This window comes from Hypericibacter adhaerens, assembly GCF_008728835.1.
GTDB lineage: Bacteria > Pseudomonadota > Alphaproteobacteria > Dongiales > Dongiaceae > Hypericibacter > Hypericibacter adhaerens.
In genome coordinates, this window is sequence record NZ_CP042582.1 from 3,343,519 (window position 1) to 3,357,397 (window position 13,879).

Annotated in this window: 13 protein-coding genes; 5 read left to right on the plus strand and 8 right to left on the minus strand. The window is 67.7% G+C overall.

What is annotated here, in order from left to right; translation table 11 throughout:
* The first annotated feature begins 39 nt into the window (after nucleotides 1–39).
* Nucleotides 40–1,383 (plus strand): tetratricopeptide repeat protein, encoded by a 1,344-nt coding sequence (locus FRZ61_RS14700; RefSeq protein ID WP_151118444.1) that lies wholly within the window; start codon nucleotides 40–42, stop codon nucleotides 1,381–1,383.
* Between the two features lie 30 nt (nucleotides 1,384–1,413).
* Here FRZ61_RS14700 and FRZ61_RS14705 read toward each other — a convergent pair whose 3' ends face one another.
* From FRZ61_RS14705 to FRZ61_RS14720, 4 genes are all read right to left on the minus strand, one after another.
* The gene (locus FRZ61_RS14705) at nucleotides 1,414–2,301 is read right to left on the minus strand and encodes an alpha/beta hydrolase (RefSeq protein WP_191909030.1); all 888 of its coding nucleotides are present in this window, start codon (nucleotides 2,299–2,301) and stop codon (nucleotides 1,414–1,416) included.
* A gap of 14 nt (nucleotides 2,302–2,315) precedes the next feature.
* Nucleotides 2,316–3,083 carry an alpha/beta fold hydrolase gene (locus tag FRZ61_RS14710; RefSeq protein ID WP_151118446.1) on the minus strand — a complete coding sequence of 256 codons (768 nt, stop codon included), beginning with the start codon at nucleotides 3,081–3,083 and terminating at the stop codon, nucleotides 2,316–2,318.
* A gap of 79 nt (nucleotides 3,084–3,162) precedes the next feature.
* A complete protein-coding gene (locus FRZ61_RS14715; RefSeq protein ID WP_151118447.1) occupies nucleotides 3,163–4,452 on the minus strand; it encodes an amidohydrolase family protein in 1,290 nt (429 codons plus the stop codon).
* Between the two features lie 30 nt (nucleotides 4,453–4,482).
* The gene (locus tag FRZ61_RS14720) at nucleotides 4,483–4,848 is read right to left on the minus strand and encodes a DUF1636 family protein (protein ID WP_407657817.1); all 366 of its coding nucleotides are present in this window, start codon (nucleotides 4,846–4,848) and stop codon (nucleotides 4,483–4,485) included.
* Nucleotides 4,849–5,197: 349 nt separating this feature from the next.
* Between FRZ61_RS14720 and FRZ61_RS14725 the strand changes: the two genes are divergently transcribed.
* The 4 genes from FRZ61_RS14725 to FRZ61_RS14740 all read left to right on the plus strand — a co-directional run bounded on the left by FRZ61_RS14725 (nucleotide 5,198) and on the right by FRZ61_RS14740 (nucleotide 9,651).
* Nucleotides 5,198–6,259, plus strand: coding sequence for a LacI family DNA-binding transcriptional regulator (locus FRZ61_RS14725; protein ID WP_191909032.1), 1,062 nt, complete (start codon nucleotides 5,198–5,200; stop codon nucleotides 6,257–6,259).
* A complete protein-coding gene (locus FRZ61_RS14730) occupies nucleotides 6,256–7,215 on the plus strand; it encodes a C-terminal binding protein (protein WP_151118450.1) in 960 nt (319 codons plus the stop codon). Before FRZ61_RS14725 ends, FRZ61_RS14730 begins: the two co-directional genes overlap by 4 nt.
* A gap of 61 nt (nucleotides 7,216–7,276) precedes the next feature.
* On the plus strand, nucleotides 7,277–8,596 hold the full coding sequence (gene eno / locus FRZ61_RS14735) for a phosphopyruvate hydratase (RefSeq protein WP_151118451.1): 1,320 nt from the start codon (nucleotides 7,277–7,279) through the stop codon (nucleotides 8,594–8,596).
* Nucleotides 8,597–8,619: 23 nt separating this feature from the next.
* Nucleotides 8,620–9,651 (plus strand): phosphotransferase family protein, encoded by a 1,032-nt coding sequence (locus tag FRZ61_RS14740; protein WP_151118452.1) that lies wholly within the window; start codon nucleotides 8,620–8,622, stop codon nucleotides 9,649–9,651.
* Between the two features lie 22 nt (nucleotides 9,652–9,673).
* On the opposite strand, the gene FRZ61_RS14745 is transcribed toward FRZ61_RS14740, so the two are convergent.
* The 4 genes from FRZ61_RS14745 to FRZ61_RS14760 are packed head-to-tail and all read right to left on the minus strand — an operon-like array spanning nucleotide 9,674 to nucleotide 13,861.
* Entirely contained in the window at nucleotides 9,674–10,894 is a 1,221-nt protein-coding gene (locus FRZ61_RS14745; protein WP_151118453.1) for an NAD(P)/FAD-dependent oxidoreductase, read from the minus strand.
* Nucleotides 10,895–10,927: 33 nt separating this feature from the next.
* Nucleotides 10,928–11,245 (minus strand): 2Fe-2S iron-sulfur cluster-binding protein, encoded by a 318-nt coding sequence (locus tag FRZ61_RS14750; protein ID WP_151118454.1) that lies wholly within the window; start codon nucleotides 11,243–11,245, stop codon nucleotides 10,928–10,930.
* Between the two features lie 39 nt (nucleotides 11,246–11,284).
* Entirely contained in the window at nucleotides 11,285–12,574 is a 1,290-nt protein-coding gene (locus FRZ61_RS14755; protein WP_151118455.1) for a type I glutamate--ammonia ligase, read from the minus strand.
* A gap of 24 nt (nucleotides 12,575–12,598) precedes the next feature.
* A complete protein-coding gene (locus FRZ61_RS14760; protein WP_151118456.1) occupies nucleotides 12,599–13,861 on the minus strand; it encodes a cytochrome P450 in 1,263 nt (420 codons plus the stop codon).
* Nucleotides 13,862–13,879: the final 18 nt, after the last annotated feature.

Sequence of the window (13,879 nt, forward strand, 5' to 3'; positions counted from 1 at the left end):
AGTGCATCATGGCCGGGAGTCGAAGACAGGAGATGAGCGATGACGCGCAAGGACAAATGGGGCAATCCCGTTTCGCATGGTTCAACCGACGCGGTGGCCCGCCTCGAACGCGCCACCGAGCTGCTGGCCTGCTACCAGGCCGATCCGGTCGCCGAGCTGGACACGGCGATCGCCGAGCATCCCGATCTCGTCATGGCCCACGCCATCCGCGGCGGCATCATGGCGACCACCTCCGACAAGGCTTTCGACGGCGAGCTCGCCAAGGATCTGCAGGCGGCGGAAGCACTGGCGCGCCAAGCCAATGATCGCGAGCGCGGCCATATCGCGGCACTGAAGGCCTGGCATGGCGGCGATTACGAGAAAGCGACCGAGCTCTGGGGCCGTATCGCCATGGCCTATCCGCGCGACCTCGCCGCGGTCCAGTTCGCCCATCTCGGCGATTTCTATCTGGGCTATTCCGCGATGCTGCGCGACCGCATTGCGCGAGTGCTGCCGCATTGGGACGCCTCGGTTCCCGGCCGCGGCTATGTGCTCAGCATGCATGCCTTCGGCCTCGAGGAGACGGGCGACTATGCCCATGCCGAGGAGACCGGCCGCGCCGCCATCGCGCTCAACGGCAAGGATGGCTGGGGGGTGCATGCGGTCGCCCATGTGCTGGAGATGCAGGGCCGCGCCGCCGAAGGCGCCGCCTTCCTCGGCGACAGCGCCGAGGTCTGGGCGCCGAACAGCCTCTTCTCCTTCCATAATTTCTGGCATCAGGCGCTGTTCCATCTCGACGGCGGCGATACTAAGGCCGCGCTCAAGCTTTTCGACGAGAAGATCTCGGCCGGCAATTTCGGCCAGGCGCTCGAGCTGGTCGACGGGTCGGCCCTGCTCTGGCGGCTCTCGGTGCTGGGCCACGATGTCGGCCATCGCTGGAAGGATCAGGCCGACAAGTGGGAGACCCGGATCGAGGACCGTTACTACGCCTTCAACGACATGCACGCCATGATGGCCTTCGTCGGCGCGGACCGGCCCGCGTCGCGCAAGGCGCTGCTGGCCTCGGTCGAGAAGGCGGCCACGGCCAGCCAGGGCACCAATGCGATGATGACGCGGGAAGTGGGATTGCCGGCAGTCAAAGGCATCGAGGCCTTCGGCCGCGGCGATTATCGGGCGGCGCTCGACCTGATGCTGCCGCTCCGAGGCAAGGCCAGCCGCTTCGGCGGCAGCCACGCGCAGCGCGATGTCTTCTCCTGGACGCTGACCGAGGCGGCGATCCGCGCGGGCGACCGCGCGCTGGCCGAAACGCTCGCGGCCGAGCGGCTGGCGCTCAAGCCCGACAGCCCGCTCAACCGCGCCTGGCGCGCCCGCGCCGAGGCCGTGGCGGCGCCGAAAGCAGCCTGATCCTGCAGCGGCCGGGTGAGGGCGACGCCCTCACCCGCCGAAGCTGCGCCGGATATGGCTGAGCTGCAGATCGATCAGGCTGCAGGCCGGATCGCGGAGTTGGTTGACCACGTCGAAATGATCGAGCCCTTGCGGGACGACCAGGTCGGCCGACTGCCCCAGCCGTTGATAGAACCCCTTCATGTCCTCCGACTGCCGATGGAACTCGTCGGATTCGTCCTTGGCCACCACCAATAGGAGCGGCGCCTTGACCGGATAGCGCAGGCGCAGCGGGCTGTGAGCCTGGACCTGGTTTGCCGTCAGGTGCAGCGTCTTGTTCAGGAATGAGAGCCGGATCGGCTCGAGATCGAAGATCCCGCCGATCGCACAGGCACCCGCCACCACCTTCGCCGGCAGGCCCGGTGCGAAGGACGGCCAGTCGGTCGCCAGCAGCATCGCCGCCAGATGTCCGCCCGCGGAATGACCCGCGACATAGATGCGGTTGCGGTCGCCGCCGAACTCCGGCGCATGCTGCCAGAGCCAGGCGAGCGCCGCCCGGTTCTGGCGCACGATCTCGTCCATGTTGCCGTGCGGCGCCAGGATGAAGTTGTTCACCACCGTGGTGAAGCCGTGCGGCTTCATCCCGTCGGCGATATAGCTATAGTCGGACTTGTCGAGCGAATACCAGTAGCCGCCATGGATGAAGACATAGATCGGCGCGCCCTTCTGGTCGGCCGGGAAGATGTCGATCTTCTCCTCCGGCGTGGGCCCGAAGGGCACGTCGATGATGGCGCGGGTTCCCGCCCGCGTCACCTCGCTCCAATGCTGCCAGGACTGGAAATGCTCGCGATAGTTCGGGAAGCGCGCACGGTTGTTGTACTGCGCGTCGAGAGCGCCCTGGTCATAGCCCCGATAGATGGCCTCGGTCACTTCCGGCACGGGACGATCGCTCCTCAACTGGCTCGGGCGTAGAGCAGGTTGAAGACCGCCTCGCTGACCGCTTCGGCGCGCTCGAGCGGCGTCCAATGGCCGCAACGTCCCAGCACATGGAACTTCGAGCCGGCGAGCGCGTCGGCGACCGTCTTGGCGACGGCCGGCGGCGAGGTGGCATCCTCGTCGCCCGTGACGACGACCGCAGGGCAGCGAAGGCCCGACAGGTCGGCCGCCTGGGTGCCGGCCACCGCCTCGCAGGTCTGGGCATAGCCTTCCGGATCCTGGCGCATCACCAGCTCGCGGATGAAGCCCGCCACCTCGGGACGATGGGCCTTGGTGGAGGCCGAGGTCCCCATCTGCACCGTGATGTCGGCGATCGCCGTCAGGCCCTCGGCCCGCGCCTTCGCGGCGCGGTCCTTCAGCGCCTGGCGCGCCGGATCGGCCGGCGCCCTGATGGGACCGAACAGGGAGAGGCTGCGCACCTTGCCGGGATGCTTCGCCGCCAGATGCTGGCACAGCACGGTGCCGTAGGAATGGCCGACGAAATGGGCGGCTTCGATCTTGAGCTCGCTCATCGTCGCCAGGATGTCCTCGACCAGGGTCTGGGTCGTGACCGGTCCATGGGTCTTGGCACGCCCCGAGCCCGCCAGGTCCTGCCGCACGGTGGTGAAGAACCGGCTGAGGATGCCGACTTGCGGCACCCAGACGTTCCCCGTGCCGCCCAGACCATGGACCAGGATGACCGGATCGCCGGTGCCCGCGACTTCAACCGTGCTGTCGACTGCCATATTCGATGCCCTTCCTTGATTCAGAAACGAGTCAGCGGGCCTTGGGACACACCCAAGGCCCGCTGAGGATTCTCCGGCGTCACTCCCAGACCGAGACGACCTGCTTGGCCTTCTGGGTTGTCTCAGCGGCGGCGCCCGGACGCTTGTGATAGGCGCCGTCCTTCATGATCATGATCAGGTTGTCGCGATCCTGCAGGATCTTGACGTTCTCGGTCGGATTGCCGCGGACCAGCAGCAGGTCGGCGAGGTAGCCGTCCTTGATCAGGCCCAGATCCGGGATGTCCATGATCTGGCCGCCCAGCTTGGTGGCGGCGCTCAGCGCCTCGGCCGGCGTGAAGCCGATGATGTTGACGAAATGCTCGAGATCGCGGGCGTTGGTGCCGAGCGGATTCCAGGCGAAGCCGTAATCGCCGCCCGGCAGGATCCGCATGCCGCGCTTGCGCAGCTCGCCGTAGGTCTTCGAGCAGTTCTCCAGCATGGTGTACATCTCCATGTGGTCGGCGACCGCCTTGTTGATGCCCCACGGCTCCGCCTCATAGGCGGTGGTGTAGATGATCCCGATCGCCGGCGCGAGGAAGACGTCGTTCTTCTGCTCCTCCAGCAGATCGTAGGTCTCTCCCTCGATGAAATCGCAGTGATAGATGACGCGGAAATGATGCTTCAGCGCCAGCTTCACCGCGCCGTTGGCGCGGGCATGGCAGGCGAGGTAAACGCCGCGCGCATGCGCCTCCTCGGCCGCCGCCTGGACCTCGGCGTCGGTATAGGAGCATTCGCGCCCGAACTTCCGCTTCACGAAATTGTCGCCGGAGATGTTGATCTTGATCGTGTCGACGCCTTCGCGGATGCAATGGCGCACGGTCGTGCGCACGGCATCGGCGCCGTCCGCGATCAGCTCGATGCCGGTGTGATACATGTGATCCTGGCGTTCGTCGCCGAGACCGCCGGTCGAGGTGATCTCGGGCGAGGCGGCGCGCAGGCGCGGCCCCGGGAAGCGGCCGGCATTGATGGCGTTGCGGATCACCACCTCGGTCCGGAGCTTGGCCGAGGCGGCCGAGTAGAGGCTGGTGAAGCCGGAATCGAGCAGCAGCTTGGCGAACTCGAGCCCGAGCAGCAGATGCTCCTCCTGCGGGATCTCGCCCAGCTCCTTGAGCTTGCCGATATTGGTGAAGGTGATGTGCGAGTGGGCCTCGGTCATGCCCGGCATCAGCGTGTTGCCGCCGCCATCGACGACCTCCGCGCCGTCGCGCGCGAGACCGCCGCCTTTCGCCACGGTCTTGATCCGGTTGCCCTCGATCAGCACCTCGCCCGGGAAGGGCGCGGTCCCCTCGCCGTCGAAGATCCTTACGTTCGTGAAAAGCTGCGGTTTCATGGTTCTGGTTTCCTCCCTCAGGCGTCTGGCTTACTTGGGCACGGGACTCAAGGACGGTGCGACGCCGCCCGAGAAGGGCGTCGGCACGCCGGTCGACGGCAGGGTCTTGGGACAGGCGAAGGTCGGCGAGCGCGCCGAGACATGGCCGCGCAACCCGTACGGCAAGGCCGCGTCGGACAGGTTGCCGCTTTCGGATTCCTTATAGAGGCGCAACGCCTCGACGACGTCCTCCGCATGACGCGGCGTCAGGCCGCCGAAACGAAGCCGCCATTTGCCGGGCGCGTCGAAGGCCACGGCGCAGGGACGCGGGCAGCTGCCGACGCATTCGACCATGAGGAGCTGAAGGCCGGTGGCGATGGGACTGCCGGCGATGAGCGCGCGCAGCCTCTCGCGCAATCCCGTCTCGGGAGCGCCGCCGCGTGGACAAGTCCGGCAAACCGACAAGCTATGCATCCGATCGGGATCCTCCCTCGGGCGCCCCGGCATTGCCGAAGAGCTGCGGCTTGGCGCCGTCTGGCCCGACACGTCGATTGGTTTATGCACCGGTTATGCACACGTGTCCAGTCCCAAAGTGACTTCACTTCGCGCCATCGCGATCTCGCGCTGCAGCATTAGTGCCATATGGAAAGGGCTTAATTTACAGTGCGGATCGGCAATTCGAAGCGGTAGCCGCCGGCACGTCCCCGTTTCGCTTGTGATTACTGCACACGTGTGCAACCATACGCCGCCGTCGGGGAAGGATTGCATGGCCGTTACGCGGAAAACCGGAGAGGTCACGATCAAGGACATTGCCGCATCGCTCGGCATTGCCCATTCCACGGTCTCGCGGGCGCTCAACGATCATCCGCATGTCAATCCGGAAACCAAGGCCAGGGTCCGGCGCGCCGCGCAGGCGCTGGGCTACGCCGTCAATTCGGGCGCGCGGATGATGCGTTCCGGCGCCAGCCGACTGGTCGGGCTCATCGTGCCCGACGTGCAGAACGAGTTCTACAACGCGGCCGCCAAGATCATGGCGGACTACTGCGCCGGCGAAGGCTACCAGCTCGTCCTCGCCGTCTCCGAAGACGATCCCGAGAAGGAGCTGCAGCAGGTTCAGGCGCTGCGCGAAGCGCGGGTCGCGGGCGTGCTGGTGGCGGCGACCGCGAGCCCGCGCCGCGACACGATCCAGATGCTGAAGCAGCTGCCGACCGTGCAGTTCCTGCGCCGCCATCCCGGCATTGCCGGCCATTCCGTGCGCGCGGACGACGTGCTCGGCATCCAGAAGGCGACCGCGCATCTGATCGGGCTCGGCCATCGCCGCATCGGGTATGTCGGCGTGACCGAGGAGCTCAGCACCGGCCGCGCCCGCGCGGACGGCTATCGCAACGCCTTCCTCGAGGCCCGGCTCAAGCCGAATGCCGGCCTAATGCGGCTGGGCGCGCCCCGGCCGGAGTTCGGCCGCGAAGCACTGATCGAGCTTCTGGGCCTCGCCAACCCGCCCACCGCCATCGTGGTGGCGAGCCCGCGCCTCATGCTGGGCGTGCTCGAAGGCGTCAACCGGCTGCAGCTTTCGATCCCCGAGGATCTCTCTCTGGTCGCTTACAGCGATCTCGACTGGTATCGCGTCTGGCAGCCCGCCATCACGGCGGTGGCGCTGCCCGTCGCCGACATGGCGGCCACAGCGGCCCTGTTCCTGTTCCGGCAGATCCAGCAGCGCAGCACCGAAGGTGCGGGCTCGAGCACGCCTTTCGAGCCGATCCTCAACCCGCGCGGCAGCAGCGCCGCCTTGCCCGCGACCTTGAAACCCGTGAAGAGCGCGCGGCGATGACCAAGATCCTGCTCACCGACTACGCCTGGCCCGATCCCGAGGTCGAGCGCAGCGTCATCGAAGGCGCGGGCTTCACGCTGGTCGCAGGCCCTGCCAAGGCCTTGCCGCCGGCCGAGATCGTGGCGCTCGCCAAAGAGCATCGCCCGGCCGCGATCATGACCTGCTGGGCCGAGGTCACGGCGCCGGCGATCAATGCCTGCCCCGATCTCAAGATCGTGGCGCGCATCGGCGTCGGGCTCGACAATATCGACCGGGCCGCCGCGGCGGCCCGCGGCGCCGTCGTCACCAACGTGCCGGACTATTGCGTCGAGGAGGTGTCGGACCACGCGGTCGGCATGCTGCTGGCCTGGGCGCGTGGGCTGGTCGCCTTCGACCGCGAGGTCAAGGGCGGAACCTGGGACGCCGCCGGCGCCAAGCTGCGGCGCGTGCGCGAGCTGACCGTGGGCATCGCCGGTTTCGGGCGCATCGGCCGGCGCACCCTGGCCAAGCTGCAGCCCTTCGGCTCCCGCCTGCTGGCCTTCGACAAATATCCGCCCGCCGGCGGCTTTCCGGAGGGCGTAACCGGTGTCGATCGCGACCGGCTGCTGGCCGAGAGCGACGTCGTCATCCTGCATCTGCCGCTCAGTCCCGAGACGCGGAACTTCATCGACGCGGCGGCGCTGAAACGGATGAAGCCCGGCAGCCTGCTCGTTAATGTCAGCCGTGGCGGCCTCGTCGACAATGACGCGTTGCTGCAGGCGCTGGAGACAGGCCCTCTGTCCGCGGCCGCGCTCGATGTGGTCGAGGGCGAGCCCAACCCGCCGCGCGCCCTGATCGGCCATCCGAAGGTGATCGCCACGCCGCATATCGCCTTCTCCTCCACCGCCTCGGTGCTGGAGCTGCGGCGGCGGTCGTCCGAGGAGGTGGTACGGGTGCTGCGCGGCGAGAAGCCCCATCACCCTTGCCCGCCGCCATGACCGCCGGCTATGCGCGGGAAGCCGAAGACCGAGACCGGATTCATCATGACACGAGGACGTGATGGCTGAGACGACCATCGTCGGAATCAAAGCGCGGCAGATCCTGGATTCCCGCGGCCGCCCGACGGTCGAGGCAGATATCGAGCTGGCCGGCGGCGCCACCGGCCGCGCCTCTGTCCCCTCCGGCGCCTCGACCAGCCGGGCCGAGGCCCATGAGCTGCGAGACGCGGATGCGAACCGCTATTTCGGCCGCGGCGTGAGCCGCGCCGTCGGCCATGTCCGCGGCGAGATCGCCTCGGCCTTGCTGGGCCAGGATGCAGCGGACCAGAGCGGCCTCGATCGCCGGATGCGGGAACTCGACGGCACGCCGCAGCTCGAGCGGCTCGGCGCCAATGCCGTGCTGTCGGTCTCGCTCGCCGCCTGCCGCGCGACCGCCGCCGCCCGGCAGCAGCCGCTCTATCGCCGAATCGCCGAGCTGACCGGAACCAGGACTCCGATGCTGCCGCTGCCGATGGTCAACATCTTCAGCGGCGGGCTCCATGCCGGCCGCGGGATGGACCTGCAGGATTTCCTGGCGATCCCGCTTGCGGCCACCGACTATGAATCCGGGCTGCATGCGATCGTGAAGGTGCGCGACGCGGCCGAAGGTGTCGTGCATCGCCATGGCGCGCCCGTGCTGCTGGCCGACGAAGGCGGGCTCAGCCCCGGCTGCGCCTCCGCCGAGATCGCGCTCGAGCTGATGGTGGAGGCGATCGAGCGGGCGGGCCTCAAGCCCGGCCTCGATATCGGCATCGCCATCGATGTCGCAGCCACCGCCCTGGTGGGGCCGGACGGCCGCTATCACCTCGCCCGCGAGGGCCACGACTATTCGAGCGCGCAGATGATCGAGACCGTGGAGCGCTGGGTTCGCCGCTTCCCGATCGTCTCGGTCGAGGACGGGCTCCATGACGAGGATTGGAGCCATTGGCCGGAGCTGACGGCGCGGCTGCGCCATATCCAGGTCGTGGGCGACGATCTCTTCAGCACCAACCCGGCACGCATCCGGCGCGGCATCGATATCGGCGCCGCCAACAGCGCCCTGATCAAGGTCAACCAGAACGGCACGCTGAGCGGCACGCTCGAGGCGATCGCCACCTCGCGCCAGGCCGGCTATGCGACCGTGATCTCGGCCCGCTCGGGCGAGACCGCGGACAGCTTCATCGCCGACCTCGCGGTCGGCGCGCTGGGCGGGCAGATCAAGATCGGCTCGGTGCGGAACATGGAACGGCTGGAGAAATACAACCAGCTCCTGCGCATCGCCGAGGATCCGGAGGTCGGCTATGCCGGCACGAGGTTCCTCGCCTGCGACGCGCGGCCGGCCGCCGCGGCCCGGATCGCCTGACCTCGTTTCCGCCCGAGAATCCGATGACGGTCCCCAAGCCCGCACCCGGCAGCGAGGCGATCCCCGAATTCCCCGAGGCGATGCGCCAGTTCATGGAGCGGCTGGGTTTCGGCACCCGGCCGGACCGCGCCTATCCCCTGACCGGCGGCGTCTCTTCCGACATCTGGTTCGTCGAGGCCAAAGGCCGGCGGCTCTGCATCAAGCGCGCGCTGCCCGCCCTGCGCGTGGCGGCCGATTGGCGGGCCCCGGTCGAGCGCAACCACTTCGAATATGCCTGGTTCCAGCGCGTGGCGCGGATCCTGCCCGATGCCGTCCCGCCGCTGGTGGGGCATGACGAGCAGGCCCAGATGTTCGCGATGGCCTATCTCGAGCCCGAGCAGAACCCGCTCTGGAAACGCCAGCTGCTCGAGGGGAAGATCGACCCTGCTTTCGCCGGGCATGTCGGCGAGGCGCTGGGCGCGATCCACGCCGCGACCGCCCATGACCGCCAGACGGCGGATGAGTTCGCCACCGACGCCAATTTCCACGCCATCCGCCTCGAGCCCTATCTCGAGGCGACGGCGCGCGTCCATACCGACCTCGCCGCGGCCATCGGACGGCTGGTCGCGACCACGGCCGCGACGCGCCTCGCCCTGGTCCATGGCGATATCAGTCCGAAGAACATCCTGATCGGCCCCAAGGGCCCCGTCTTCCTCGATGCCGAATGCGCCTGGTATGGCGACCCGGCCTTCGATCTCGCCTTCTGCCTCAACCATCTGCTGCTCAAATGCCTGCCCGTGCCGCAGGGAGCGGCCCGGCTCGCGCTGTCCTTCGAGCGCATGGTGGCCGCCTATCGGGCGCGGATCGCCTGGGAGGATCCGGCCGGTTTCGAGCGGCGCTGCGCCGCCCTCCTCCCTGGCCTGCTGCTGGCGCGGGTCGACGGCAAATCGCCGGTCGAATACATCATCGAGGACAAGGACCGCGATTATGTGCGGCGCATCGCGCGGCCCCTGATCGCCGCGCCCGTCGCCACGCTCGCCGAGGTCGGCCACCGCTGGCTCGCCGGATTCCGGTAGGCTCGGGATAGCCGCCGAGCGGCTAGGACGCCGTCAGCCAGGTCTTCAGCTCCACCGCCGGATCCGCGGCGGCGGCCTTTGGGATCGAGCGGCGCGCCTCCAGCACCTTCTTGCCGATGCCATAGGCGAGCGCGTCGTTCATCGCATCGACCGCGACGAGCGCCTCGCCGCGGTAGTACCAGACCGATTGGCTCTGCTCGCGCTTGCCGGGGCGCAAGACGGTATCGGTATAGCCGCGATGGAAGCCGGCGATCTGCAGCTTCACGTCATACTGGTCGGACCAGAACCAGGGCACGGGATCATAGTCCTTGGTCTCTCCGAGCATGCAGGCCGCCGCATGCTCGGCCTGCTCGATGGCGTTGCCGACGGATTCGAGCCGGATCCTCTCCCCGCGCCAGGGGAAGCTGGTGCAGTCGCCCGCGGCGAAGATGTCCGGATCCGAGGTCCGGCATTGGCCGTCGACGATGATGCCATCGTCGACATCGAGATCGGCGCGGATGGCCAGGCCCTTGTCGGGCAGCACCCCGATGCCGACGATGGCGAGATCGGCCTCGATCCGGGTTCCGTCCGCGAGCCGCGCGCCGGTCAACCGGCCTTCCGTTCCCTCCAGCCTCTCGAGCGTCACGGCCTCGCGGATCGAAACCCCGTGCCAGCCGTGGAGGGCGCGGAAATAGTCGGAGGTCAGGGGTGCAGCCACCCGCTGCAGGATGCGCTCGGCCTTCTCGATCAGGGTGACCTCGAGCCCTTTCATCCGGGCGACCGCCGCCGCCTCGAGCCCGATATAGCCGCCGCCGATCACCAGCAGCTTCTTTCCCGGCTGCAGCAGCGGCGCCAGCCGGTCGGCATCGGCGAGGCTGCGGATCCTGAGGACGCCCTCGAGCTTGCCGCCGATCGGCGCCGGCAGCACCAGCGGGCTGGCCCCGGTGGCGAGGGCGAGCTTGCTGTAGCGCAGATCCGTGCCGTCATCGAGCGAGACGGTCTTCGCGGCCGGATCGAGATGCGCGACCCGGGTGGAAAGCCGGCACTCGACCTTCTGCTCCTCGTACCAGCCGGGCGGCCGGATCAGGAGCCGGTCGAGAGCAAGCTCCCCCAGGATGTATTTCTTCGACAAGGGCGGGCGCTGATAGGGCAGGACCGGTTCCTGGCCGATCAGCAGCAGCGGCCCGTCATAGCCCAGCGCCCGCAGCTTCGCGGCCAGCGCGACGCCGGCCTGCCCGGCACCGACGACGATGATCGGATCCATGGCCCCGGCGCCCCTCAGCCCATCGGCCGACGCTCAGATCTCCGGCACATGCAGGACGATGCCGTCGAGCGCATCGGTCGCCTTGATCTGGCAGCTCAGCCGGCTGTTGGGCTTCCGCTCGGCCGCGGTGATCTCCAGCATGTCGCGCTCCATATCGTCGGGATGGCCCGCCTTCTCGTACCAGGCCGCATCGACATAGACATGGCAGGTGGCGCAGGAGAGGCAGCCGCCGCATTCGCCGATCACGTTGGGCACGTTGTTGGCGACCGCGGCCTCCATCAGGTTATGCCCGACCGCCACGTCGGCCGTGATCTTCCGGCCGTCCTTCAGGATCCAGGTTACTTTCGGCACGCCGCTCTCCCTTGCCGGGCCATCCGTCAGTCCCGGGTCTCAGACATAGTAGAGGTAATAGTCGCGGACCGCATCGCCTTCGAGGGCCGCGACGATGCCGATCTCGCCCTGCTTGATGCCGATATGGTTACCGACCAGGAGCTCGCCCACGGCCGCGACCAGCTTCTTGTCCTCGGCCAGCGCCTTCAAGGCCTCGCCCAGATTGTCGGGCACGCCGACCGTGGCGTCATGGCGCTCGATGCAGTCGGCGGTCTCCGGTGCGGGCAGCTCGTATTTACCGGTATAGCCCAGCTTCGCCGCCTGGAGCACGGTCGCGACCAGCGTATAGGGATTGGCGGCGGCGTCGCCCATGCGGTGCTCGATGCGGGCCTTCTTGCCGCCCTCGGTCGAGAGGCGCGTGGTGACGCCGCGATGATCGATACCCCAGTTGCACCAGTAGCCCGACAGGCTCGCCGGCTTCAGCCGCTCGTAGGAATTGACGGTGGGCGCCACCAGCCCCGCCATGCCGCGGTGATGATGCATCAGCCCGGCGATGCAGCCCTTGGTCAGGTCGCTGAGCTTGTCGAGATGGGCGGTGTCGCCGACGACGTTCCTGCCCTGCTTGTCGTTGAAGCTGAAATTGACATGGAGGCCGCTGCCGCCCAGCGTCGGGATCGGCTTCGGCATGAAGGTGAGGATGATGCCGTGGTCGAGCGCGATCTCGCGCGCCATGAGCCGGAACAGGAAGACGTCATCCACGGCCTTGACCGCATCGTCATAGGTCAGGGTGAACTCGAACTGCGGCGAGTCGTATTCGGTCGTGAAGCCGTCGATCGGAAAGCCCGCCTCGCTCGCCTTGCTCCAGATCGCGTCGGTGAAGCGCAGCGGGTCGGCGAGGCGGCCGGTGCTGTACACATAGGCACCCGGCGTATGGTACGGCACCAGTCGGCCGTTCTCGTCGCGCTGGAAGGCGAAGGCCTCGAGCTCGAGCCCGACCTTGGGCGTTAAGCCCAGCGCCTGCCATTCCTTGACCGTGCGCTTCAGGAGGCTGCGGCCGCAGAGCCCCAGTGGATTGCCGTTGGTCTCGTAGAGATCGGCCATCACGACCTTGGTGTGCGGCTCCCAGCCCGGCCGGATATCGGCTTCCTTGTAGACCGCCTCCAGGTCGGGCAGGCCTTCGAGCATCGTGCCGCCCGGAGCCGGCTGCATCTGCTTGTCGTAGGTCAGCGCGAAGGTGCCCTGGCAGAAGCGCGACGCACCGTCGCCGATCTTGCCCGCGGAGAGATACTTCCCGCGCGCGATGCTCAGGTGATCGCAAAACAGAAGCCGAAGCCGCTCGCCCGATGCCATTTCCCTCTCCCAGACGTCCTTTTCTCAGTGGACCGCAACCTGCACCGGCAGCCGCTTGATGCCGCCGATGAAGTTCGATCGCAGATATTCGTGCGGGCCCGTCTGCTCGATCCGGGCGATCCGCTTCACCATCTCCTGCAGCAGCACGCGCACCTCGAGCCGCGCCAGCCACATGCCGAGGCAGACATGCGGGCCGCCCTGGCCGAAGGCCACATGCCGGTTGGGCGTGCGGTGGAGATTGATCGTGAAGGGGCTCTCGAATGCCTGGTCGTCGCGGTTGGCGGAAATGAACCAGAGCACGACCTTGTCGCCTGCCTTGACCGACTTGCCATGCATCTCGAAATCCCGCGTCGCGGTGCGGCGGAAATGCATGGTGGGCGAGGCCCAGCGGATGAACTCGTCCGGCGCCGTCTCCCAGATATTGCCCTCGCCCGCCTTGAGCAGGCGCATCAGCTCCGGCCGGTTGGCCAGGGCATGGATCGAGGCCGCGATGGAATAGCGCGTGGTGTCGTTGCCGGCCGCGACCAGGAGGCAGAAGAAGTTCCGGAACTCCGCCTCCGAGATGACATTGCCATGGGCGTCCGGCTGCAGGATCAGGTGCAGCACGCCCGAGGTGTCGCCACGGCGGTTCTTGTCCTCCATCAGCTTCTTGGCATAATCGAAGAGATCGGCGCCGGCGGGCGAGCGGAACGGCATGAAGCGATAGGCGTCGGTATCGGCCTTGTCGAGCACATGCTCGGTGAATTCGGGATCGGTGTTGGCGATGAGCTGGTCGCCCTTCTCCACCAGCCAGTCGAGATCGGCCTCCGGCGTGCCGATGATCTGGCCCAGCATGCGCATCGGCAATTGCCGCGCCACGTCCTTGACCGCATCGAAGCTGCCGCGCGCGATCACATCGTCGAGGATGGAATCGCAGATGGCCCGGATCTGCTCCTCGAACAGCGCCACCACCGGCTTGGAGAAGGCCTTGCTCACCAGCACGCGCGTGCGCGAATGCTCCGGCGGGTCGGTCTCCTGGAAGGTGCGCCGCGCCAGATATTCCTCGTAGGTCTGGTCCTCGAGCCGGATGCCGCGCGCCGAGCTCAGGAGCTCGTAGTTCCGGTTGAGCTCGAGCACGTCGTGATGGCGGGTGATCGACCAGAAGCCCTTGGCCCCCTTCATCTCGCTCCAGGCGAGCGGGTCCTCGCGGCGCATCCGCGCGAAGGTGTTGTGCGGCGCGCCCTCGAGGAACGCGTCATGGTCGGAAAGATCGGCATGGCCGTCGTCGGTGGGGGTAAAGATCGTCATCCTGCTGTCCTCGTGAAC